The organism is Pseudomonas sp. IT-P171 (genome assembly GCF_949767765.1).
GTDB lineage: Bacteria > Pseudomonadota > Gammaproteobacteria > Pseudomonadales > Pseudomonadaceae > Aquipseudomonas > Aquipseudomonas fluorescens_B.
In genome coordinates this window covers 93,054-115,516 of record NZ_CATKQN010000010.1, presented here as the reverse complement: position 1 = coordinate 115,516, position 22,463 = coordinate 93,054, and the positions used below count along the sequence as shown (strand labels likewise).

27 protein-coding genes are annotated in these 22,463 nt (G+C 56.5%); 13 read left to right on the top strand and 14 right to left on the bottom strand.

Annotation, left to right across the window (positions count from 1 at the left end; translation table 11 throughout):
* Positions 1–98 precede the first annotated feature (98 nt).
* Positions 99–1,448, bottom strand: a complete 1,350-nt coding sequence (locus ACM6I5_RS08490; RefSeq protein ID WP_414883579.1) for a heavy metal sensor histidine kinase — start codon at positions 1,446–1,448, stop codon at positions 99–101.
* Positions 1,448–2,128 carry a heavy metal response regulator transcription factor gene (locus ACM6I5_RS08485; RefSeq protein WP_414880125.1) on the bottom strand — a complete coding sequence of 227 codons (681 nt, stop codon included), beginning with the start codon at positions 2,126–2,128 and terminating at the stop codon, positions 1,448–1,450. Before ACM6I5_RS08485 ends, ACM6I5_RS08490 begins: the two co-directional genes overlap by 1 nt.
* Positions 2,129–2,283: 155 nt before the next feature.
* On the opposite strand from ACM6I5_RS08485, the gene ACM6I5_RS08480 reads away from it, so the two are divergent.
* Positions 2,284–2,808: a plastocyanin/azurin family copper-binding protein gene (locus ACM6I5_RS08480; RefSeq protein ID WP_414883578.1), complete on the top strand. Its 525-nt coding sequence runs from the start codon at positions 2,284–2,286 to the stop codon at positions 2,806–2,808.
* A gap of 61 nt (positions 2,809–2,869) precedes the next feature.
* Positions 2,870–3,700 carry an NADPH-dependent 7-cyano-7-deazaguanine reductase QueF gene (gene queF, locus ACM6I5_RS08475; protein WP_150631595.1) on the top strand — a complete coding sequence of 277 codons (831 nt, stop codon included), beginning with the start codon at positions 2,870–2,872 and terminating at the stop codon, positions 3,698–3,700.
* 167 nt (positions 3,701–3,867) lie between these two features.
* Here queF and ACM6I5_RS08470 read toward each other — a convergent pair whose 3' ends face one another.
* Together ACM6I5_RS08470 and ACM6I5_RS08465 are read right to left on the bottom strand one after the other, a co-directional pair.
* Positions 3,868–4,131, bottom strand: coding sequence for a DUF4404 family protein (locus tag ACM6I5_RS08470; protein WP_414883577.1), 264 nt, complete (start codon positions 4,129–4,131; stop codon positions 3,868–3,870).
* 109 nt (positions 4,132–4,240) lie between these two features.
* On the bottom strand, positions 4,241–4,861 hold the full coding sequence (locus ACM6I5_RS08465) for an HAD family phosphatase (RefSeq protein WP_414883576.1): 621 nt from the start codon (positions 4,859–4,861) through the stop codon (positions 4,241–4,243).
* Between the two features lie 200 nt (positions 4,862–5,061).
* Between ACM6I5_RS08465 and ACM6I5_RS08460 the strand changes: the two genes are divergently transcribed.
* Positions 5,062–5,751 (top strand): VacJ family lipoprotein, encoded by a 690-nt coding sequence (locus ACM6I5_RS08460; protein WP_017339864.1) that lies wholly within the window; start codon positions 5,062–5,064, stop codon positions 5,749–5,751.
* 61 nt (positions 5,752–5,812) lie between these two features.
* Here the strand turns inward: ACM6I5_RS08460 and ACM6I5_RS08455 are convergent, their stop codons facing one another.
* A complete protein-coding gene (locus tag ACM6I5_RS08455; RefSeq protein ID WP_017339863.1) occupies positions 5,813–6,112 on the bottom strand; it encodes a PilZ domain-containing protein in 300 nt (99 codons plus the stop codon).
* A 276-nt stretch (positions 6,113–6,388) separates the two neighbouring features.
* Here ACM6I5_RS08455 and rssB point away from each other — a divergent pair, with 276 nt between their 5' ends.
* Both rssB and rssC read left to right on the top strand, forming a co-directional pair.
* Entirely contained in the window at positions 6,389–7,573 is a 1,185-nt protein-coding gene (gene rssB / locus ACM6I5_RS08450; protein WP_017339862.1) for a two-component system response regulator RssB, read from the top strand.
* Positions 7,570–8,052, top strand: a complete 483-nt coding sequence (rssC, locus tag ACM6I5_RS08445) for an anti-sigma factor antagonist RssC (RefSeq protein WP_007935262.1) — start codon at positions 7,570–7,572, stop codon at positions 8,050–8,052. Before rssB ends, rssC begins: the two co-directional genes overlap by 4 nt.
* Positions 8,053–8,268: 216 nt before the next feature.
* Here the strand turns inward: rssC and tal are convergent, their stop codons facing one another.
* Both tal and dusA read right to left on the bottom strand, forming a co-directional pair.
* Positions 8,269–9,195: a transaldolase gene (tal, locus tag ACM6I5_RS08440; protein ID WP_017339861.1), complete on the bottom strand. Its 927-nt coding sequence runs from the start codon at positions 9,193–9,195 to the stop codon at positions 8,269–8,271.
* Positions 9,196–9,373: 178 nt separating this feature from the next.
* On the bottom strand, positions 9,374–10,384 hold the full coding sequence (gene dusA, locus ACM6I5_RS08435) for a tRNA dihydrouridine(20/20a) synthase DusA (protein ID WP_414883575.1): 1,011 nt from the start codon (positions 10,382–10,384) through the stop codon (positions 9,374–9,376).
* A 103-nt stretch (positions 10,385–10,487) separates the two neighbouring features.
* Between dusA and ACM6I5_RS08430 the strand changes: the two genes are divergently transcribed.
* Positions 10,488–11,603 (top strand): tyrosine-type recombinase/integrase, encoded by a 1,116-nt coding sequence (locus tag ACM6I5_RS08430; protein WP_414883574.1) that lies wholly within the window; start codon positions 10,488–10,490, stop codon positions 11,601–11,603.
* 239 nt (positions 11,604–11,842) lie between these two features.
* Entirely contained in the window at positions 11,843–13,426 is a 1,584-nt protein-coding gene (locus tag ACM6I5_RS08425; RefSeq protein WP_414883573.1) for a BON domain-containing protein, read from the top strand.
* A gap of 82 nt (positions 13,427–13,508) precedes the next feature.
* Here the strand turns inward: ACM6I5_RS08425 and ACM6I5_RS08420 are convergent, their stop codons facing one another.
* The 6 genes from ACM6I5_RS08420 to ACM6I5_RS08395 all read right to left on the bottom strand — a co-directional run bounded on the left by ACM6I5_RS08420 (position 13,509) and on the right by ACM6I5_RS08395 (position 16,252).
* Positions 13,509–13,784 (bottom strand): pyocin activator PrtN family protein, encoded by a 276-nt coding sequence (locus tag ACM6I5_RS08420; protein ID WP_414883572.1) that lies wholly within the window; start codon positions 13,782–13,784, stop codon positions 13,509–13,511.
* On the bottom strand, positions 13,781–14,416 hold the full coding sequence (locus ACM6I5_RS08415) for a hypothetical protein (protein WP_414883571.1): 636 nt from the start codon (positions 14,414–14,416) through the stop codon (positions 13,781–13,783). Before ACM6I5_RS08415 ends, ACM6I5_RS08420 begins: the two co-directional genes overlap by 4 nt.
* On the bottom strand, positions 14,413–14,832 hold the full coding sequence (locus tag ACM6I5_RS08410; protein WP_414883570.1) for a hypothetical protein: 420 nt from the start codon (positions 14,830–14,832) through the stop codon (positions 14,413–14,415). The genes ACM6I5_RS08415 and ACM6I5_RS08410 overlap by 4 nt, the downstream gene beginning before the upstream one ends.
* Before the next feature lie 58 nt (positions 14,833–14,890).
* On the bottom strand, positions 14,891–15,208 hold the full coding sequence (locus tag ACM6I5_RS08405) for a pyocin activator PrtN family protein (protein ID WP_414883569.1): 318 nt from the start codon (positions 15,206–15,208) through the stop codon (positions 14,891–14,893).
* A 158-nt stretch (positions 15,209–15,366) separates the two neighbouring features.
* Positions 15,367–15,651, bottom strand: coding sequence for a phage antirepressor KilAC domain-containing protein (locus tag ACM6I5_RS08400; RefSeq protein ID WP_414883568.1), 285 nt, complete (start codon positions 15,649–15,651; stop codon positions 15,367–15,369).
* 10 nt (positions 15,652–15,661) lie between these two features.
* Positions 15,662–16,252, bottom strand: a complete 591-nt coding sequence (locus tag ACM6I5_RS08395) for a hypothetical protein (protein WP_414883567.1) — start codon at positions 16,250–16,252, stop codon at positions 15,662–15,664.
* A 350-nt stretch (positions 16,253–16,602) separates the two neighbouring features.
* Between ACM6I5_RS08395 and ACM6I5_RS08390 the strand changes: the two genes are divergently transcribed.
* Positions 16,603–17,640, top strand: coding sequence for a DUF2806 domain-containing protein (locus ACM6I5_RS08390; protein ID WP_414883566.1), 1,038 nt, complete (start codon positions 16,603–16,605; stop codon positions 17,638–17,640).
* Between the two features lie 11 nt (positions 17,641–17,651).
* Here ACM6I5_RS08390 and ACM6I5_RS08385 read toward each other — a convergent pair whose 3' ends face one another.
* On the bottom strand, positions 17,652–18,383 hold the full coding sequence (locus tag ACM6I5_RS08385; protein WP_414883564.1) for a S24 family peptidase: 732 nt from the start codon (positions 18,381–18,383) through the stop codon (positions 17,652–17,654).
* Between the two features lie 79 nt (positions 18,384–18,462).
* Here ACM6I5_RS08385 and ACM6I5_RS08380 point away from each other — a divergent pair, with 79 nt between their 5' ends.
* The 5 genes from ACM6I5_RS08380 to ACM6I5_RS08360 all read left to right on the top strand — a co-directional run bounded on the left by ACM6I5_RS08380 (position 18,463) and on the right by ACM6I5_RS08360 (position 22,354).
* Positions 18,463–18,723 (top strand): hypothetical protein, encoded by a 261-nt coding sequence (locus ACM6I5_RS08380; protein WP_414883563.1) that lies wholly within the window; start codon positions 18,463–18,465, stop codon positions 18,721–18,723.
* A gap of 331 nt (positions 18,724–19,054) precedes the next feature.
* Positions 19,055–19,573 carry a phage regulatory CII family protein gene (locus ACM6I5_RS08375; RefSeq protein WP_414883562.1) on the top strand — a complete coding sequence of 173 codons (519 nt, stop codon included), beginning with the start codon at positions 19,055–19,057 and terminating at the stop codon, positions 19,571–19,573.
* Positions 19,566–19,796: a TraR/DksA family transcriptional regulator gene (locus ACM6I5_RS08370; RefSeq protein ID WP_414883561.1), complete on the top strand. Its 231-nt coding sequence runs from the start codon at positions 19,566–19,568 to the stop codon at positions 19,794–19,796. The genes ACM6I5_RS08375 and ACM6I5_RS08370 overlap by 8 nt, the downstream gene beginning before the upstream one ends.
* Entirely contained in the window at positions 19,786–22,002 is a 2,217-nt protein-coding gene (locus ACM6I5_RS08365) for a VapE domain-containing protein (protein WP_414883560.1), read from the top strand. The genes ACM6I5_RS08370 and ACM6I5_RS08365 overlap by 11 nt, the downstream gene beginning before the upstream one ends.
* Entirely contained in the window at positions 21,995–22,354 is a 360-nt protein-coding gene (locus tag ACM6I5_RS08360; RefSeq protein WP_414883559.1) for a hypothetical protein, read from the top strand. The genes ACM6I5_RS08365 and ACM6I5_RS08360 overlap by 8 nt, the downstream gene beginning before the upstream one ends.
* Positions 22,355–22,463 lie beyond the last annotated feature (109 nt).

Sequence of the window (22,463 nt, the reverse complement as noted above, 5' to 3'; positions counted from 1 at the left end):
GCTCGCTCCCACAGGGTTATGAGTCGTGCACTACGGTGTGATTGAACTCGATCTACTGTGGGTGCGAGCCTGCTCGTGATGAGGCCAGACTGCTTGCCTCAATCTCTCTTTGGCAACTCGATCACAAACCTGGTCCATCCATCGGCCGATTCGCAACGAATCTGCCCGCCATGGGCACGAACGATCGACTGGGTAATCGCCAATCCCAACCCCGCATGTTCACTGCTGCCTTCCTGTCGAGCCGGATCCGCCCGGTAGAAGCGATCGAAGAGTCGCGGTAGCAACACCCCGTCTATCCCATCGCCGCTGTTCTCAACCGTCAGGCACAAACCTTCTGGTCGCTCAACAATCCGCACCCTGACCTCACCCTTGGCCGGCGTGAACCGCAGCGCGTTATCCAGCAAATTCGAAAGCGCCCGGCGCAACATACTCCGGTCTCCCACCAGGCGCGCGGTGCCTTCGCGGCTCAATGTCACTTGGGCGTCCTCGGCCAGCGGTGCAAAAAACTCCAGCAACACGTCCACTTCGTCCGCCAGTTCCAGCGGTTCACGCTTGGGCATCAGCAAACCGTGGTCAGCCTTGGCCAGGTACAACATGTCGTTGACCAGTTGCGCCATCCATTGCACTTCTTCGAGGTTGCTGTGCAGCGCTTCGCGGTAATCCTCGATGGGGCGCGGGCGGGTGAGGGTGACCTGGGTGTGCGTCAGCAGGTTCGACAGCGGCGTGCGCAGCTCATGGGCGATGTCGGCAGAAAACGCCGAGAGCCGCTGAAACGAGTCGTCGAGGCGTCCGAGCATGGCGTTGAAGTGGTGGGCCATTTCCGCGAGTTCTGGCGGCATGTCGTCTTCGGGCAGGCGTGCGTTGAGCGATTGCGCCGAAACACCGCGTGCAACCGCACTCATGCGGCGCAATGGACGCAAACCGCTGCGCGCCGCCCATGCACCGAGCAGCGCCGTGGCCAGGGCCGACAAACCCACGGTGAGCCAGATCAGGTGTTGCATGCGCTGCAGAAAATGCTGGTGATGGGTGATGTCCAGCAGCAGGGTCAATTGCGGTGAGTCAGGCTTGTCCACAAACAACGGCGCATTCAGGACGCGGTAGTCGGTGTCGTTGTCATTGATGGTCGACAAGCCTGGTTTGTGCGGCAGCTTGTCGGGCAAGCGCGTCGAACTGTCATACCAACGCTGGCCGTCGCTGCCGGTAATCCTCAGTGAAAGATCCGCCTGACGGTTCAATTCTTCCGCCAACCTGACTTCGCTTTCGCTGGACTGAAGATCGTGAAGCGCTCGACGCAAACCAATCAACTTGCCGCTCAGCAATTGCTGGTCCAGCTCAACGAAGTGCGCCTCGCTGGCGCGACTGAACAACACCCCGGCGAACAATGAAACCACGGCGGTGCAGGCGGCAAACAGCAGCGCCAGGCGGCTGCTCAAGGACAGTCGGCGCATCAGGCAGGACGCTCTTCAAGGACATAACCCATGCCGCGCACGGTGTGGATCAACTTGTTCGGGAACTCATCGTCGATCTTCAGGCGCAAGCGGCGGATGGCGACTTCGATGACATTGGTGTCACTGTCGAAATTCATGTCCCAGACCTGGGACGCGATCAGCGACTTGGGCAGCACTTCACCCTGACGTCGCAGGAGCATTTCCAGCAGGGCGAATTCCTTGGCGGTCAGGTCGATGCGTTGGCCGCTGCGCTCGACGCGGCGGCGGATCAGATCCAGGCGCAAATCGGCCAGTTGCAGGTTGGTTTCCTGAGGCGCGGCACTGCCACGGCGTAACAGGCTGCGAACCCGGGCCAGCAGTTCGGAGAAGGCGAACGGCTTGACCAGGTAATCGTCGGCGCCGAGTTCGAGGCCGTGGACCCGGTCCTCCACCGCATCTCGTGCCGTCAGAAAAAGTACCGGCGTGTCGAGGCCGGCGCTGCGCACGGCTTGCAGGATCTGCCAGCCATCGCGCCCCGGCAGCATCACATCGAGGATCAATAGCGCGTAATCGCCGCTCAGCGCCAATTGCTGGCCGGTGCTGCCGTCAGCCACCAGCTCCGTGTTGAAACCGGCCTCGGCCAGGCCTTGGCGCAGGTAGTGGCCGGTTTTCGGTTGGTCTTCGACGATCAGCAGTTTCATGGGCGACTCGAGGCAAGTGGAACGAACGCTTTATACCGTGGGCAGCGTCAGTACAGGCCAACCTGACAAAGTTGTAATCTGGCTGTCAGGTTGTGGGCAGTGGCGGCAGTTTAAAGTTTTCCACAGGCTGAACCTTATCTTGTTGGAGTACGACTATGTTTTTGCGCAAACCTCTGATGCTGGTCGCGTGTCTGCTGGCGCTGAGCTCACCGGCGTGGGCAGCGCCTGCGCAAACCTACGACTTCGGTCAACCGGCCCCGGCTGCAAAGGCTGATCGAAGCGTCGAAGTGGTGATGAGCGACATGTCGTTCACCCCCAAGGCTATCGATTTCAAGGCGGGTGAGACAGTTCGCTTTGTTCTGGTCAATAAAGGCCAGTTGCTGCACGAATTCAACCTCGGCGGTGCGGCGATGCATGCAAAACATCAGCAGGAAATGTTGAAGATGCAGCAGAGCGGCATGCTCACGCCTACAGGCATGAAGGAAATGGGCCACGGTTCGATGGCTGGCATGGATCACGGAATGATGAAACACGACGACCCGAATAGCGTCCTCGTTGAACCTGGCAAAACCGCGGAGCTGACCTGGACCTTCACCAAGGCCACCAGCCTGGAATTTGCCTGCAATATCCCTGGCCATTATCAGGCAGGCATGGTCGGCAAGTTGACTGTCAGTCAGTAAGCACTCAAAGGCGGGCACAAAGGCTGGTAGAATCCGCTGATTCTTCAGTCAGGTTTCCGCCATGCATCCCGCAGCCGAACACTCGCCGCTGGGCAAATCCAGCGAATACATCGCCACGTACACGCCGTCCTTGCTGTTTCCGATCCCGCGCACCGCGAAATGGGCAGAGCTGGGTCTGACGGCTGAAACCCTGCCGTACAAGGGCGTGGATTTCTGGAACTGCTTCGAGCTGTCGTGGCTGTTGCCGTCCGGCAAGCCTGTGGTGGCGATCGGCGAATTCAGCATCCCGGCGGATTCGCCGAACATCATCGAATCGAAGTCGTTCAAGCTGTACCTCAATTCGCTGAACCAGACGCCGTTTGCCGACACCGCGAGCCTTGAAGCGACACTGGTGAAAGACCTGTCCGCTGCGGCGGGTAAACCGGTTGGCGTGCGGATTCGCAGCCTGAAAGACGTTGAAGCCGAAGGCGTCGTGGCGCTGCCGGGCGTGTGCATCGATGACCTGGAGATCAGCGTCAGCAACTACGAGCATCCGCGGCCGGAGCTGCTGCGTTGCGACGAGTCGCGCATTGTCGAGGAAAGCGTGCACAGTCATTTGCTCAAGTCCAATTGCCCGGTCACCAGCCAGCCGGACTGGGGCAGCGTGGCGGTGGAATACCGTGGCGCGGCGCTGGACCATGCGAGTTTGCTGGAATACATCGTGAGTTTTCGCCAGCACTCGGACTTTCATGAACAATGCGTGGAGCGGATTTTCCTCGACCTGCAACGGTTGCTGAAGCCGGAGAAGCTGACGGTGTATGCGCGCTACGTACGGCGTGGCGGGTTGGACATCAATCCGTATCGCAGCACTGAAGACGTCCAATTGCCGAACCACCGTCTGGTCCGTCAATAAAGTACCAATGTGGGAGCTTGCTCACCATGAGTCCAGCACGTTCAGCATTGATGTTGACTGACACTCCGCAACCGCGAGCAGGCTCGTACCCAAAGGGATTGCGTTGCAAATCGCAGATATGAAAAAGCCCCGCTAGCGATAGCGGGGCTTTTTTGTATCCGGCGGGTTCAGATCCCCATATTGCCCAGGGTCAATACGATGTTGCGCAAGGTGCCAGCAATGGCAGGGTGTTCGAGTTCGAAGCGTTCGACGGCCAGGTTTACGCCGTCAGCGAGGCTGGAGTCCTGGGTTTTGGTTTCGAGCTCGATTTCAAGTTCGATCTGTTGCATCAGCGCATGCAGGTCTTCGCGCTCGGCTTCGGTCAGCGGTGGATTCTGTTCCAGTTGCTCGCGCAGAGTGTTGAGCTGTTGTTGCAGTTCGCGGGCAGGCATGGCGTTCTTCCTTTTATCGATAGGCACTGGCATAGACCGCGGCAGTGCGCCAAAGGTCTATGGCTGACCTTTAGATTAATCCACTCGCGCGAAACCTGCATGATCCCGGTCAGGGCTTTTCACCCTTGAGACGACGCAGGCTGATATCGGCCAGGCAAGTGTCGAGTTCGCCCAGGTGATCGATCACCGAATGCACGCCCAGACTGAACAACTGCACTGTCGCCTTGCCGCGCAGGTGTTCGCGTTCTTTCTGGCTCAAAGCCTGCCATTCGCTGGGCGCCAGCCCGCAGAGCGAGCCGCAGGAGGCCAGGCCAATCGTCCACAGCCCGGCATTCAGGCCCGACTGCAGCAGTCGCGGTTCGCCGCTGACCAGCACGCAGCCATCCAGGCGCTCGACATTCAACGCCATCAAGGCTTGCCAGCACGCATTCGGCGCGGGCCAGGGATTGATTGTTGCGGGGTGTTGCGAAGGTTTGATCCATTCCGGCAGAGCGGCGGCCAGGGAATGGCTAAGGGCAGGGGTGAGTTCGTCGAGCCAGGCGCAGGGAATCTGCTGACGTTGCAAGCTGTGCAAACTATCCAGGGCGCCCGGGGTGACCTCAGCGTGCTCGGCACAGTGGGCGCCGTGCTGACGCGTCCGGGCGCCGAAATCCACCAGGCAACCGCTGAGGCCGAACAAGACGGCGGTCAGGCTGGGCGTGGCGAGGGGCAAGGTTTCGGCGTGCGGCATGTCAACGTCCTTGAAATAGCGACAAGGCTATGCGCGGCCGGTGACAGTTGGATGACATAGATGTGAATCACTTACACTCAGGGCGAATCATCCGAAGGCCATCACGCACGATACTGCCTAAAGCGGCTTTTCCATCTTATACTAGCCAGCTTAATGCCCGGGCCAAGACGCCCGCGCCAGTACAAACCAAGGAGTTTTCTATGCGCTGGAGCAATCATCTAGCTCAGCTTTGTGTATGCGCCAGTGCCTTACTGGCTCCGTTCGTTGCCCAGGCAGCCACGGAAGATGACCCTTGGGAAAGCATCAACCGTCCCATCTACAAATTCAACGATGTGGTCGACACCTATGCGCTGAAGCCTTTGGCGCAGGGCTACCAGTTCGTCACCCCGCAGTTTCTCGAAGACGGCATCCACAACATGTTCCGCAACGTCGGTGATGTCACCAACCTTGCCAACAACATCTTGCAGGCCAAACCGGCCGCCGCCGGGGTCGATACCGCGCGCTTGATCTTCAACACCACCTTTGGCGTGCTGGGCTTCTTCGACGTGGGCACCAAAATGGGCCTGAATCGCAGCGACGAAGACTTCGGTCAGACGTTGGGCTACTGGGGCGTAGGCAGCGGTCCGTACGTGATGCTGCCGTTTCTCGGCCCAAGCACTCTGCGTGATGCGCCGGCGAAATACGTCGATGGCTACACCGGCCCATACCCGTACATTCACGATGTGCCGGTGCGTAACTCGATCTTCGGTCTGAACATTGTCGATACCCGCGCCAGCCTTCTGTCCGCCGAGAAGCTCATCACTGGCGACAAGTACACCTTCATCCGCAATGCGTACTTGCAGAACCGCGAATTCAAAGTCAAGGACGGTCAGGTCGAAGACGATTTCTGATCACGACCGGTAAAACGAAGAAGGCGGCCTGTTGGCCGCCTTCTTTGGTTTTGGATCCCGGTTATTTCATCTTCAAGATTGTAAGGCCGAGTTTCTGACTGCCGCCGTCCTGTTCTTTGACCCACACCACTTCGGTGTCGGCCTCGAGGCCTTTGAGTGCCGCATGATCGGAATCGATCCGTACGCTAAGGCGGTCACCTGCCTTGAACAAACGAGGCGCCTCAACCTGCATGCCACTGCTGGAAAGGTCGATACAGACGCCTGCAACCTCGTCTCCTTCATGAATGAGCGCAACGTCGGCATCCACCCGCATGCGGATGAAATCACGCTTTTCGCTGTAGTCCCGATCGGTTTGACTCATGGGCTTGGTCCTTCCATTGGGTTACGGTTTTGCCTGTTCTTATAACTCCCGGTGATTTGACAAGTAAAGACGTCAAGCGACCATCGGCGTGAGCTTGAAACGCCCCGCGGATGGGAGTACCGTCTGCGCCTTAGAAGGGCACCTCTGGTGTGCCTGCGAGTAGGGTGAATGCCCGAAAGCGGTGCAACAGAGAGGCTAGAAAGCGAATCCAGTAGTGTGCGCGGGGTCAATTGCCCAGCCTGCTACGCCAACCTAATTCTGGCGCCGTTTGCCCACATGCCAAAAACCAGTGCCACGCTGCTGATAATCGATGATGACGAAGTAGTGCGCGCGAGCCTCGCCGCCTATTTGGAAGACAGTGGTTTCAGCGTCTTGCAGGCCAGCAATGGCCAGCAGGGTCTTCAGGTATTCGAGCAAGACAAGCCCGACTTGGTCATCTGCGATCTTCGCATGCCGCAGATGGGCGGACTCGAACTCATCCGCCAGGTCACCGAGCGGTCACCGCAAACCCCAGTGATTGTGGTGTCGGGTGCCGGCGTGATGAACGACGCGGTCGAGGCCTTGCGCCTGGGCGCAGCGGATTACCTGATCAAGCCTCTCGAAGATCTGGCTGTGCTCGAGCACTCCGTGCGCCGGGCCCTGGATCGCGCGCGCCTGCTGCTGGAAAACCAGCGCTATCGCGAGAAGCTGGAAAAGGCCAATCGTGAGCTCGAAGCCAGCCTGAACCTGCTCCAGGAAGACCAGAACGCCGGTCGCCAGGTACAGATGAACATGCTGCCGGTCAGCCCGTGGACCATCGACGAGTTCCAGTTTGCTCACCAGATCATCCCGTCGCTGTACCTGTCGGGTGATTTCGTCGACTACTTTCGGGTCGACGAGCGTCGGGTAGCGTTCTACCTGGCGGACGTTTCCGGCCATGGCGCCTCTTCAGCCTTCGTTACCGTGCTGCTGAAATTCATGACCACGCGCTTGCTGTTTGAATCCAAGCGCAACGGTACATTGCCGGAATTCAAGCCTTCAGAGGTCCTTGGTCATATCAACCGGGGCCTGATCAGTTGTAAGCTGGGTAAACACGTCACAATGGTCGGTGGAGTCATCGACGAGGAGACAGGTTTGTTGACCTATAGCATCGGCGGTCATTTGCCGTTGCCTGTGTTGTACACGCCAGACAGTGTCCGTTATCTGGAAGGGCGTGGCCTGCCGGTGGGCCTCTTCAATGAAGCCACCTACGAAGACCACGTGCTGGAACTGCCGCCGACGTTCAGCCTGACGCTGATGTCTGATGGCATTCTGGACCTTTTGCCAGAGCCTACACTCAAAGAAAAAGAAGCGGCTTTGCCCCAACGGGTCAAGGCAGCGGGCGGCACCCTGGATGGGCTGCGGCAGGTTTTTGGATTGGCCACGCTAGGGGAGATGCCGGATGATATCGCCCTGTTGGTGTTGAGCAGGAATCTTCAATGAGTACCGGTAGAATCCAGTTCGCCGAGCAGGACGGCACCTTTGTCCTGAAGTTCGTCGGTGAAGTTCGCCTGACCCTGTGTTCGGCGTTGGATGCGACTATTGAGCGGATCTTCACGGCGTTGAACTTCAACGCGATCGTGATCGACCTGACCGAAACCCGCAGCATCGACAGCACTACCCTTGGCCTGCTGGCCAAACTGTCGATCCTGTCGCGGCAAAAGGTCGGCCTGCTGCCGACCGTCGTCACCACCCACGAAGACATCACCCGTCTGCTTCAGTCCATGGGCTTCGAGCAGGTGTTCAACATCGTTGACCGCCCGATCCCGTGCCCTGAATGCCTGACCGACCTGCCAGACCAGGATCAGTCCGAGGAAGTGGTGCGGATCAAGGTGCTTGAAGCACACAAGATCCTGATGGGGCTGAACGATTCGAATCGTGAAGCGTTCCATGATCTGGTGAATGCCCTAGAGCGTCACTGATCCCTGTGGCGAGGGAGCTTGCTCCCGCAGGGCTGCGAAGCGGCCCTGAAACATCCACGTCGTTGGGTCAGCCAGATCCCGGTTAATCGCTTTACGACTGCTGCGCAGCCGAGCGGGAGCAAGCTCCCTCGCCACCGTTCTTCATCTGCCTCAAAGCCGCACAAAAAAAGGGCGAACCCAATGGGTTCGCCCTTTTTGCATGGCGTCGAAACTACATCACAACTTGGCCTGCAACAGCGACTCAAGCTTCTCCTGATCACGGGCAAACTGACGAATACCCTCAGCCAGTTTCTCGGTTGCCATCGCATCTTCGTTCGACAACCAACGGAACTGCGCTTCATTCAGGTTCAAGCGCGCTTCGCCGGCATGACCCGGAGCGAGTTTACGCTCCAGTTTGCCTGTGTCCGCCGCCAGCTTGTCGATCAAGTCAGGGCTGATAGTCAAACGGTCACACCCGGCCAACTGCTCGATCTGATTCAGATTACGGAAGCTCGCGCCCATGACCACGGTCTTGTAGTCATTGGCCTTGTAGTAGTTGTAAATGCGCGTCACCGATTGCACGCCCGGATCATCCGCACCGGTGTAGTCGTTGCCGTTGGCCTTCTTGTACCAGTCGTAGATCCGGCCCACGAACGGCGAAATCAGGAACACACCCGCATCGGCGCACGCGGCCGCCTGGGCGAACGAGAACAGCAGCGTCAGATTGGTCTGGATGCCTTCTTTTTCCAGAATCTCGGCAGCGCGGATACCTTCCCAGGTGGAAGCGATCTTGATCAGCACGCGGTCACGGCCGATGCCGGCCTTGTCGTACAGCTCGATCAGACGGTGCGCACGCTTCAATACGGCGTCAGTGTCGAACGACAGGCGCGCATCCACCTCAGTGGAAATACGGCCCGGAATCACCTTCAGAATCTCTTGCCCTACCGCAACGCCAAAACGGTCGCTGGCCAGGCCCACGTCGCCCTTGCAGTCGTTGACGCAAGCGTTCAGCAACTCGGCATAAGCGGGAATGGCCGCCGCTTTGAGCAGCAGGGAAGGGTTGGTGGTAGCGTCCACCGGTTTAACGCGAGCAATCGCTTCGAAGTCGCCGGTGTCGGCAACCACGGTGGTCATCTGTTTGAGTTGTTCCAGCTTGGAAGTCATGGGCGTGCTCTGTCCTATGGGTCTAATGACATTACCCGAGCGCTGACAGCCACTCAAGGGCGCATGTACGTATCGAAGGCCCCAGCGGCAACAACCTGAAAACGGCTGTTTGAATGGCGGGGCGCGGTGTCCGTAAATACGATGCCAAATCCGGGCGCAGGTTCAACCCGGGTGACCGTTAGCGTCCTTTCAGCAACTGCGCCGCCTGATCCAGCAACACCAAAGGTTCCTTGGCCTTGTGAATATCCACCGACAACAACTGCCGAAACTTGCGCGCCCCCGGAAACCCGGTGCCCAGCCCCAGCACATGCCGGGTGATGTGGTGCATGGAACCGCCCGCATCAATATGCGCCGCTATATAAGGCCGCAATTGCGCCAGCGCCTCGGCCCGGCTGATCACCGGCGCCGTGCTGCCGAACAGTTGCTGATCCACCTCGGCCATGACATAAGGATTGTGATACGCCTCGCGCCCCAGCATCACGCCATCAAACGTCTGCAAATGCTCGTGACAGGCCTCCAGCGTCTTGATCCCGCCGTTGAGAATAATCTCCAGTTCCGGAAAATCCTTCTTCAACTGCGCCGCCACGTCATACCGCAGAGGCGGAATGTCGCGGTTCTCCTTCGGCGACAACCCCTCCAGAATCGCAATCCGCGCATGCACGGTAAAACTCGTGCACCCGGCATCGCGAACGGTGCCGACGAAATCACACAACTCCTCGTAACTGTCCCGTCCGTTGATCCCGATCCGATGCTTCACCGTCACCGGAATCGACACCGCATCGCGCATCGCCTTCACACAATCCGCCACCAACTGCGGATGCCCCATCAACACCGCGCCGATCATATTGTTCTGCACCCGATCACTCGGGCAGCCGACATTCAGGTTCACCTCGTCGTAACCGTGCTCCTGCGCCATGCGCGCGCAAGCGGCCAGGTCCAGGGGAACGCTGCCACCGAGTTGCAGGGCGAGCGGGTGTTCGGCTTCGTTGTGACGCAGGAAGCGGTCGTGATCGCCGTTGAGCAGCGCGCCGGTTGTGACCATTTCGGTGTAGAGGAGGGCGTGCTTGGAGAGCAGGCGCAGGAAGAAACGGCAGTGGCGGTCTGTCCAGTCCATCATGGGTGCAACGCTGAACCGCCGAGACAGCGCAGGGCTTGTGTTTGTTGGGCTGGAGTGGGTGTTTGGTACCATTTTGCTCTACATATTTTCAGCGTGTTTTGGGGCGTTTTCGGGCGTTTTTTGACTCTCGGTGGTACGATGTACCACTTCAAAACTGACGCGTACCACTTTCGATATGGCGACTATCAGGGCAAGAAAACTGGCGGATGGGACAGTGAGCTACACGGCTCAGATCCGCATCAAGCGCGACGGAGTGCAAGTCTACCAAGAGAGCCAAACGTTCGCCCGAAAACAGGCGGCGCAAGCTTGGGTGCGCCGACGTGAGGCTGACCTCGATCAACCAGGTGCGATTGAGCGAGCGAATCGGAAGGGTATTACCGTCCAGGACATGATCAAACAGTACCTGGATGAGATGGAGAAAGTTCGCCCCTTGGGTAAAACCAAGGATGCCACCCTCAATGCCATTGCTGCGTCGGACTTCGGGCAGACCGTTGACTCCGACATCAATAGTCAGCGGTTGGTGGACTTTGCGCTATGGCGTATGAGTAAGGAGGGCGGCGGCGTTCAACCGCAGACTGCTGGCAATGACCTGGCCCATCTTGGGGCTGTTCTGTCGATTGCTCGACCTGCGTGGGGATATGCGGTCGATCCGCATGCAATGACGGATGCTCGAAAGGTTTTGAGGAAGCTGGGCTATAACATGAAAAGCCGTGAGCGGGACCGGCGGCCAACCAAGGATGAACTGGATAAGTTGCTTAAGCACTTTGTTGGCATTTTGGAACGCCGTCCCAGCTCAATCAATATGCTGAAGGTGGCTGGTTTCGCGTTGTTCTCAACGCGTCGGCAGGACGAGATCTGCCGCATTCTTTGGGCTGATGTCGATGAGGAAGGTCAGCGCGTGCTTGTACGGGACATGAAAAACCCGGGGCAGAAGATTGGGAATAATGTTTGGTGTTACGTCCCTGACGAAGCCTGGAACATTCTTCAAAGCATGCCAAAAGAACGTGCTGAAATATTCCCGTACAATTCTTCGTCAATCTCTACGGCTTGGGCAAAGGCCTGCAAGTTTCTTATGATTGAGGACCTACACTTTCACGATCTGAGACACGATGGCGTTAGTCGGCTATTTGAGATGGACTGGGACATCCCCAGGGTTGCCAGCGTCTCTGGACATAGAGATTGGAACTCCCTGAGACGTTATACCCACCTCCGGGGAAGCCGTGACCCATATCAAAATTGGGAGTGGTTGAGGATGATTGTGCAAGCGACTGTGAGTCTTGGAACTAATTAATTATTTGGACTCGATGTTTCATAAACGTTACAGGTGAGCTTATTCCGATTACCTTTTGAAAGGTGCTCTGTGGGACGCTAAAAATTTTTTGAAAGCTTCATAAGCTTGTCCTGAGTGCGCTGTTAAGAATTTCATGACGCGTTAGCTAGACGGTTTTGAAAAGCCCGACTACTGTGCAGTGTGTGCGAATTTTTTCGTGGTTTATGACTGGCTTTGTTCCTATCTAACGCGGGGTGGTCATGTATAGGTATATTCATTTTATCGCGTTGTTTGCGTCTTTGGCCTTTCCGACTATGACTTATTCTAGTTACATGCAAAGTAACAAAGATAAAGCGCTGGAAGGAAAGGTGCATGCGGTACTTATAGGTCTTCCGATCAACCGTTCGAGTTTTGATGTAGGTGTTCATCGAGATGAGGTGTTGCTTGTTGGAATGATTGAATCTCCCGCGTTAGCGAAAACCGTGGTGAATGCGGTTTCTGCCGTTCCCGGCGTATTACGGGTTCATAATGAACTGAAGTCAGCGCCCCGCAGTGATAAATCCTACGATTTAACAATGGCAAAGCAGTTAGATCTAGTTGTAGAAAATTCTGGTATCGCCGGCCCCCAACGTATTGCTGCTTACGTAATCGAGGGAGGGTTATATTTGATGGGGCCAGTTACCGAGTCGGAAGGAAATAAGGTCGTAAAGGCTGTTGTGGCTTGGTCCTCTTCTCATCCTGAGCTTAAGAAGATAGTTAAGCTTTTTGTGTATTGGAAGGAAGTTCCTGGGTTGGTAAGTATAAAGGGATGTCAGATCTACATTATGGATAGTGCAATAGGGAAGAGTGAAAAAGTCTCTTGGGATGGACGTTGTGTTAAAGGCATTGCTGAGGGGCAAGGGGTAATTACCCTTGTAAAAGGGGGGGAGAATGTAAAAGGGGAAGGGGTGTTTGAGCATGGTTCTTTGGTAAGAGGTACTCTTAAGTATCAAAGAGGTGCCGAGTCATTTGTTTATAATGGTGGGATATTCAATCTGCTGCCTCAAGGCCCCGGTACAGCGAAGATAGAGAGCGCAGATGTGAGTGCAGAAGTGGTTGGTACATTCGATGAGGGAGAAATAGAAAATTGGAAAACCGCAACGAATCTTAAAACCGGGGAGGTCCGTCGTTTTGGGGAGAGTCGAGCTGTTGTGGCTACGACAGAGCCTGATTCAGGCTCTGGTGATGAGTCATCCGGGATTGGCAACATCATAGGCGGTCTACTACAAGGGGCTGGGCAGGCAATGCAATCGATGGGCGGGACACAGTATGGTAAAGGAGTGCTTATTGAAGGAATTGGTGGTGCAGTTGCCGGTGATGAAGATGTTGCTAATAAATCTATGCAATCGCTCAATTCAGGCCGAGCTTCTGCGACATATGGTCAGGGTTTAGTTTCAGCAGAGTCAAAAAAGGAGAATTGTCGATACACGCCATCAGGTTCGATTCGTGGTTGTGTAGTGCCCAGTTTGAATCATTGCATTAAAGTTCGGCCTGGTCGAGATGGGCAAGCGGAACGTTTTAATGGCTGCTCAGAACCTATAAGTTTATATGTATGCAGTTCCGGTCAGGGACAGCGATCGAGTAACGCTGTATCGCCTCTTTGTTCCAGTCTGGTGAACCCCTCAAACAGTAATGCTATCGCGGAACCCTTGAACTATCCCATAGATCCAGGTCGGAGCATTCCTATCTCGGGAAGCTCTGTCACTTGGGCTTGCCCTCCCGGTCGTACCGATGTCTTGGGGTGGGATGGGAGAACTTTACAAACGGTCTGCTACGAAGCGGGGCTTCAAACGGATAGTCGTTGATTGTCAGCGGATATTTACGAGTCGGGTTCAATTAGATAAGAACAGGGCGCCCTCATATCGGCGGCGCCAGTGATAGAGTGAATTAACTGGCTCGGCGGAATCCGTTGAGCTGGTTGAATTCTTTCACAGCAGCCTCCCGTTGCAAATCTAGGTAAGCCGCCAGATCAGTAATGTGGATGCCTTTTGCGCTTTTTTGGCTCGACTCCATCCGCGTGATCGGGATTTTGATCTGCCCGGCCATGACCTTGCGCTGGAACATATCGGTGGTTAGGTGCGTAAAGTAGTCCTTGCAAACCATGTCCAGTGGGATGATCGCCTGGCCGTTGTACTGAGCCATCAGGATGAAAGCAGTGTTCATTTTTCCTCCTGGGCTGCGGGTTGATCCTGTTGTTCTCTGCTGATTTTCGGCAATTCCAGCGCTGCCTGCTTCCACGCCCGACGCATCCATGCTGCGAAACCCGCTTTATAGGCGTAATGCTCGCGGGCGAATGTGTCAGATGTACTTGCTCCTGGTGTCCTGATGTACGTCACGCGCTTTCTGCAGTACTGCAGGCCTTCAGGTATTGGAAACTCATTCTCGAACTCGGCTCGCTCGTCGATCTGAACTACTTCGACGGCCAGCCTTGGCGGTCTTTCGAGAATACATTCAGGGTGCGTATACCCCACAGCAGGCTGCGCGGGCGGGCGATTCTGAGCGATTAGCGTTGCATTGGGTGTGGCTGCCTCGCGCAGCTTTTCGTGGGGTATAAGCGCCTCGGTGGTGCTGCTGGAAGGAGAAATAATGCCTGCTGCTGCGCAGCAGAGGCTGTTTGTTTCTAGTGTGTCGACACTGGTTTCCCTGCAGAGCAAAGCGGTCGTGGATTGAGTGTTGTGCTGGTCCTTTTGCATGCCGCTTTCCTCCGAGGTTCGAATGCGCGTGGGTTCATCTGCCGCTGGTGGGGCGTGAGCCGGGATGCGGTGGGTGTTGGATTGGGGGGAGATCTGGCTCATGCGGCGCTCTCCTGATTTGCCGGTTCCAGCAGGGCTGCGATGGCGAGCGCTTGAGCGCACAAGACGCGGGTTTCGCGCTCGAGTTTTTTTCCCGTGCGAAAGGCTGCGAATGTCTCGGCGGCAATGCGGAGCTTTTCGGCGATATCGAGCAACGTCTGGCGTTCGGGTTCGCCAAGCGTCAATGCTTGCTGAAGGCGCTTGCTGAATTGCGCCAAGCGAGCGTGGTCAGCCTTGATGAAGTCGAGGGAGGCCCTTAACTCGCGGATGGTCTTGGCGCTTTCTGCGCGCTGGATGTCGTCGCTTTCTTTCATGCCGGCAGACATGCCGTCGCTGTGGCCCATGAAGTAGCCGGCCAATACCAATAGCCCGGCCAGAACGATCAGGGCGATGAGTGCGCAGATCTGAATTGCAGTCATGTGGTGTGCTCCTGGTGATGTCTTTGGCTGGTGGTGGCAGCCGTTCGGTTTGTGGTTGTTACTCGGCGGTTTCGTCCTGCTGTCGCTGCATGTCTTCGTCGGCCCTGTAGGCGCGGATGTCGATCAGTGAGGCGACGTGCCGGATGTGGGCGTACTTCGGTGCCTTGCGGCTGGTGTCTAGCGTGGTGATGGGGAGCTGGATGCGGCCGCTGCTGATCTCAGCCACGAACGATTGCTCGTTGAGATTGCGGAAGTACTGCTCGCGCACTTTGTCCAGTGGGATCAGGACGTCGCCGAAGATGCGGTAGAGCAGTTCGACGGTGGCTGACTCCGGTGCTGGGTGTAGGCGCAGCGGGTTTTGTGCTGTGTTACTCATGGCTTTGTTGGGCCTCCTTGCGTTGTTTTCTGCCCGGGTGATTCCAGGCGTTCAGGCAGTGCCGTTTGGTCAGCTCGCGCAGATGTTCGGGCACTTCAAGGAGCGCGGCGTTACGCTCCTCTCGTGTCCGCATGGCGATGATCTGGCGGGCGTATTCCCTAGGCCACGTCACGGTTGTCTGCCGGGATGGCAGGTAGGTCGACGCCTAGCTGTTCGGCCAGCCAGCGGATGCCGGGTTGTTTCACCCGGGTCGACTGGCTGTACTGCATGCCGAGCTGGTCGTGATACCACTGGCCGTCCTTTATCCGCAGGTAGTCCCGGTCACGGTTGGGATAGGCCGGTAGGTTCCGTTCGTTGAGCAGACCTTTTTCCCGCATGCGAGCGATGAGCTTGGGCCGGGTCAGGCCGAGGTGGGTTGCGGCTTGGGCGAGGGTGCGTTCCATTGCGTCCCCCTCATGCCGCGTGCGCGGCAGGGGTTGCCGCTGCAGCGAGGTGGTTGATGGACTCGGTGACCTTGCCGTAGATCTCGACATCGGTGCCGTACACGGTGAAGCACCGGGTGTGTGGGCTTTTGTTGCCGATGCTCAGGATGGTGGTGACACCTGATCGAGATTGAGTGAGATGAAGCGCGACGATTAGCGGGTAGTCGAAACCCATGTCGAGGTTCAGCACGCCGCCGGTGCGCACCAGCTCAAACACTCGTTGCTTGTCCGAGACTTCAAAGCGGCCGTATTCGCGGCTGGCGTGGGGACGGTGCAGCAGGTCGCTGGTATTGCTGGCGTCGAACGGGCCGTTGGCGATCTCTTCGATGAAGTCGGCCAGCTTGAGATGCATCTTCTTTTCGTTCTGCAGGGTCAGCGTGTGGCGTTCGCTGCCCAGCTCCACGACGAAGGTGCTTTCCGAGATGCCGCGTTCAACCTTGAGGCGGAACGCCAGGCACTCGCGCTTGGGCGCGGTCCGGAGTACGTGGTTGAAGGTCTCGGTCAGGTTGACTTGGGCGTTGAGCAACTGAAGTGTGCGGTTGTCGATTTTGTACTTGATCATGCTGCATGCCCTCCGTCGTTCGGATTGACTGGGGCAGGAGTGGTGCGTGCTGTCAGCTTCGGTTTGCTGATGGCGAAGGCGCAGCCGTACTCGCGGGCTAGGCGCCGGATCTCAAAGATTTGGAAGGAGTTAGCAGCGGCCGGATGGACGTGCAGGGTTGCTGTGGTGTGCATGGTGTTGCCTCGCTCTGTGGTGGAAGAGTGAGACGAATATCAACCTTTGGTTGCGCTATGTCAACTGCTGGTTGATTTGTTGGTTGCGATAGAGGCATACAGCTATCATCGTGAGCATCCCTAACGACGTCTGCCTGACAAGCACTTGTGCTTAGAGCATATAAAATGAGGTTCTAAATGGATTTTCCTGGCGAAAAACTAATCTTACGTCTTTGGGATACTCTTGCTGTAAGCGGAGTTAGTACTCTGCTAAAACCTTGGCAGATAAAGCGTGAGGGATCCGCTCAGATTGAAATTCGTCGTTTAGAGCTTCTTTCGATGGCTCAGGCTGAGGTGGACGCAGAAAAAATAAAAGAGGGCAGTAAAAGTCTGCAAGACTTTATGCCACGAAATAACCTTTTGCTTCAAAAGCATTCTAACGATTCTATTGATGATCGTGTAGAACCTGTATTAATAGTTTCAGAGGTTTTTGAAAAAACCATCGAACAAATGATTGGTGATAATGTTCGAAAAAATATAAATATTTCCAAAGCAGTGTTTTACGCTGAAGACCATTTAAAGCATAAGGCCAGTCCTGGGTCAGATACTGCGGTAGAGAAAGATTGGGTTCATCGATGGCGCGAGCTTGTGGGCAATGTTTCCTCAGAAGAAATGCAACGCTTGTGGGGCCGGCTATTAGCTGAAGAGGTCGAATCCCCTGGTTCTTTTTCTTTACGATGCCTTGAGTTTATAAAAAATCTCTCTCGCCAAGAAGCGCATCTAATAGAGCGGCTTGCAAAGATTAGCTTCAGAAAGAATCTTTGGGGTGATGATGATGTTCTTGAGGAGTTTGGTTTTAGCTTTGATGATTTAATGGAACTTCAAGGATTAGGCGTGATTTCAGGCGTAGAAGCTGAATCATTGATGAGTAGTGTTCCATCTATCGATTCAGAAGAAGGACGGTTCAGAACGTTAATCGTTTTATCAAGCAAAAAGTTGCTAGTAATTCAAAGTGATGATGCGAAAAGCGTGGATTATAAATCTTATCTTGTTACAAGATTAGGGCAGCAGCTATTAAGATTGAGTTCGGTTGATCCTGAGATTGAGTTCTTTAAGAAGTTTTCTAAAATGCTTATGTTGGAAGGGTATTCTGTTATTCTTGTCAGTTATGTTGAGGGTGACGACGGCTATTTTGAATGGGAAGAGGAAGAAGATGAGCTTAAGCTAGGTCTCTAAATTTTTTGGAGTTATTCCGGGATGAAAGAGCCTACTACTTTTCCGCAAATATGAGTTTCCTCTGTGATTTCAATAATCGGATATTGAGGGTTGATTGGGCGTAAAAATTGGCGGCCAGCATCCTCAACTAGTATTTTAAACGTAGCTTCATTCGTCCTGGGAACTCTAGCAATTACCCTATCTCCGGTTTTTGTTTCTGCTTCAGGGTCTACGAAGATTATGCATCCTGCAGGATAACTACGCCCTGGTCCCGGATTCGTCATCGAGTCACCGAGAACCTTCAAGGCATAGCCATGGTTGCTTATCGGAACCGGGCACGACAACCAGGAGTCACTATCATAGTTCTCTATGTTTGAGATCGCCTCGCACCAGGCCCCGGCTTGAACCCAAGAGATCAATGGAACCTTGCCAAAGCGCTGATTGATTTCACTAACGTTGCTCAAGTCACTAGGGGCTAGAACGCGAACGTTGCTATAGCCAGTCTGCTCCTTCGGTAGAACCCCGTACTCAAGCCATTCCCGCCTGACACCAAGCCATGAGCAGAGCGCAGACATGCTATCTGCCTCAGCCATCGCTTCGCCATTCAGCCACTTGCTGATGGCCTGGGTCGTTTTATCAACTCCCACGCTTTTCAACTGACGATGAATATCCACTCCACGACCTCGGGCACGTACGCCGGCATCGTTGAGAGCTTCGTGTAGGCGCTCGCTGAAAGCTGCGCGGAGAGAATTTTTATCAACCATGAGTTGAGAGTCTCATAAAGGTTGCGCAATAGTCAGTTGATCTATAACATCAACCGCAAGTTGATAAATGGAGGTTGTCATGTTGGACCCCGCAGATTTTCCGAGCGCGATTGCGTTTGCGTTTGAAGCCGTAGGCGGCATCGGGGCCGCTGCGAAGGTATGCGATAGAAGCTACCAAGCTCTGAACAAATGGCGTCAGGCTGCATGCCTGCCGCGAACGGATTACACAGGTGAAACCAAATACGCCGAGCTGTTGGCGACTGCTGCGAAGCAGAAAGGCAACGCATTCCAAGCTGCTTGGCTGTTGAACGCTTCGGCTCCGCAAAAAGCAGCTGCGTGATCAGAAAAAAGGCGACCTAAAGGCCGCCTAGTTCCTCCCGGCACGCACCACCACAGCGCTGTCGGATCGCGATAGAGAAAGGCGGGCACACCACATGCAACCACCGCTCTTTATCGCGCTTTTCCAAGGCTCGGAAGCCTTGGTGTTGCTGCCTCTTCCACCACAGATTTGGCAGCTGATGCGCCAGGGGTGAGCAACGGATTGCTCGCCCCGGCACGGTGCCGGTGTCGATCCCGAAGATCTAGCCGGCGTTTGGGCCCTTTCAAGCCACGCGGCAAATGTATCACCACTGCATGTCGCGCGGCACTGGCAACTTACAAGGATTAATGCCATGAGCCGTATCGCTCTTAGTTCTGTTGAGCGGGCGCAGCGGGAAGTTTTGCCGCTCGATCTCGCGCTTTACCATGCCGCTCGGGACTACCCCGGTGGCGCCGCTGCTATCGCCGCCACCACCGGCCGGAATGCAACCACGCTGCAGCACAAGTTGTCCCCAACCCACCCAAGCCACACCGTGAACATTCAAGAGTTCGGCGAGATCCTGGAGCTGACTAAGGATCGCCGCATTCTGGATGCGGTGCATGCGTTGGTCGGTGACACGACTTGGCAGGAGCTGGCTGAGGCGTACACCAACGACATGCCCGAGACGTTGACCACTGGGATTGCCGAGTACTTCCGGCGGGTGGCGGATCTGGCGGATACCTGGGCCAAGAGCATTGGCGACGGGGTGGTTTCTGATGAGGAACTGGCTGCGATTCGCCTGCAGGTGTTTCGTGGAATTCAGGGGCTGTTGGGGTTGTTCAACCGCGCCACCTACGTCAACCAGACGACGCGGGGTGCTGATTTTGGCTGACATCGCTGATTTCGCTAATGACCTGGTGCAGGAGCGTATTGATCAGGCGTTGGCTGCACGTCGCCTCGCCGCCAAGCCTGCTTTGGCGGCGCATTCGTTTCTGTTCTGTGAAATGTGTGACGGACCGATTCCGGAGGCTCGCCGTTTGGCGCAGCCCGGCTGCACGCAGTGTGTCGATTGCCTTTCCCTCGCGGAATTGAAGGGGACACGCCATGCTCGATGAAGTGTTGGGACAGTTCGCAGACTACGGTCTTGAGCCTGCGCAGCCATTGGTGTTCGGCAAGCTCACCCGCTGCAAGACGGCCCAAGACAAGGGCAAGGAAAAAAACGGCTGGTATGTCGTACATGAGCAACGCACCGAGAAAGGCGAAACGCTCATCTTCGGTGCGTTCGGTGACTGGCGTTCGGGTGAGTCCCAAAAGATCAAGGTCAAGGCCGGGCGCATGTCGCCAGAAGAGCGCGAGGTTATGCGCGCTCGGCAGGAAGAGGCCAAGCGGCGTGCGGCTGAGATCTCGGCCAATGCGGCACGTCGTGCAGCCAAGCGGGCAGCGGGCATGTTTAAGCGCATGCCGGAAAAGGGCCGTAGCGACTATCTGGATCGCAAGCAAATTGTCGGCTTCGGCGTTCGGTATGCGCCGCGCACTGGTGCGTTCCTGGTACCGATGAGCAATGTGCGGGACGAGATTGTTGGCCTGCAGGTGGTGTTCCCGACCAAGCAAGAGGACACCGGCCGGGACAAGTCATATTGGCCTTACGGCATGTCGAAAGAGGGCGCCTTCCATCTGATCGGGCCACACCCGGATCCGGGCGAGCCGGTGCTGGTGTGTGAGGGTTACGCGACCGGCGCAAGCCTGCATATGGCCACGTCATTGACTGTGGCCGTTGCGTTTGATGCGGGCAATTTGTTGGTGGTTTGCAAGGCTATGCGCGAGCGTTTCGCCGGTTGCCCGCTGATCATCTGCCGAGACGATGACTGGAAGACCACGAAGCCGAATGGTGACGCCTGGAATCCCGGTGAAGAGAAGGCCAATAACGCGGCGTTGATCGTCGGTGGCCAGGTGGTTGCGCCGATCTTCTCCGGTGAGCGGGCAGACAAGTGGACCGACTTCAACGACCTGCATGTTGCGGAAGGTTTGGAGGCGGTGCGCCGTCAGGTGTTGGCGGTGGTCAAACCGCCGGCAGCGGGTGGTTGGAAAGATCTGCTGGCCCGTAGCGAAAGCGGCGCGCTGATTGCGCATATGCAGAACGTCGAGTTGATCCTGGCCAACGATGAGCGCTGGGCCGGGGTCATCAGTTACAGCGCGTTCAGTTCGAAGATCGTGAAGCTGCGTGCGGCGCCTTATGGCGGCGGCACGGGCGATTGGGCTGACATTGATGACGTGCGGGTGATGAAGTGGCTCGCGCAGCAGTACAACTTGCGGGTCAAGGCCTCGCATGTGATCGAAGCGGTGAGCGTGGTGGCGCATGACCACGCGTTTCATCCAGTGCGGCAGTACCTGCGCAAGCTGGAATGGGATCGCGTGCCACGCCTTGAAAGTTGGCTCACCGAAGTTATGGGCGTCAAGGCCACTGACTACTCCTCGAAGGTCGGCAAGCGCTGGTTGTTATCTGCTGTTGCGCGGGTGATGAAGCCGGGCTGCAAGGCTGACTCGGTGATGATTCTCGAGGGCGCGCAGGGCGCTGGTAAGTCCACCGCGATGAGCATCCTCGGAGGCGAGTGGTTCATGGATACGCCGTTTGCACTGGGTGACAAGGACGGCTTTCAGGCGATCCGGGGCAAGTGGATCGTTGAACTGGGGGAACTGGACAGTTTCAACAAGGCTGAGAGTACGAAGGCCAAACAGTTCTTTTCAGCGTCTACCGACACTTATCGCGAGAGCTACGGCCGCAGAACGATGGACGTGCCACGCCAGTGTGTTTTCGTGGGTACGACCAACCAGGACGAGTACCTGAAGGATGCCACCGGCAACCGGCGTTATTGGCCAGTGGCGTGTACCAAAGTTGATCTGGAGCTCTTGCGCTCAATGCGCGATCAGCTGTGGGCCGAGGCGGTGTTCTGTTACGACGCGGGCGATCTCTGGTGGGTGACGCTAGATGAGGCGGCGATGTTCGGCGAAGAACAGGACGAGCGCTTTGTGGTGGATGAGTGGGAAGGGCCGATTCTGACCTGGCTGGAAGAGTCGCAGATCGGCGAGACCACCACCGGCAGCGAGGTGTTAACCAGTGCGTTGAAGTTGGACTTCGGGCATTGGGGCAAGCCTGAGCAGATGCGCGTCGGTGCGATCATGCATCGGTTGGGGTGGCGGCGTGTACGGTTGACGGCGTTGGCTAAGAGTGGGCAGCGGCCTTGGGCTTACAAGAAGCCGGCAGGGTGGGGCGGTGTTTCGGCGTTGAAGCGGGAACCGATTGAGGAGCCTTGCTTTGATTAAGGAGATCGATTCGCTGCTTCGGTTGTGGGCGCAGGAGCTGCACTCGGAACATTCAAAAGGGGGGCTGGCTGGGGGAAATATGGTTGCCATGATGATGGAGAGCAACGGGCAATTGATCAGGGGGCGGCGTGCCTTCCGCGCGCCGTTGGAGAGTTCGTTGGACATTGAGCTGATCGTGAGCAAGCACTTGGCACCGGAGCTGGTGACGGTAGTGCGGGAGCAGTACTGCACGCTCGATGTGGATATGCGCTTGCGGTATGCCCACTGCGGTTGTGGCCGCGACACGTACTATCAGCGTTTGCATGATGCGCATCTGCAGATCTACTGGGTGCTGATGGGGAAGGCTGCGTGACCCCAGGCATCGCTCCGGTTGTGGTTGTCCCAGTGGCCCGTCTTGTCTCGCTACGTTTTGATGCAGTGGGACAGGTGCGGGCCTTGTCGTTGTTGGGTTGTCCCACCGT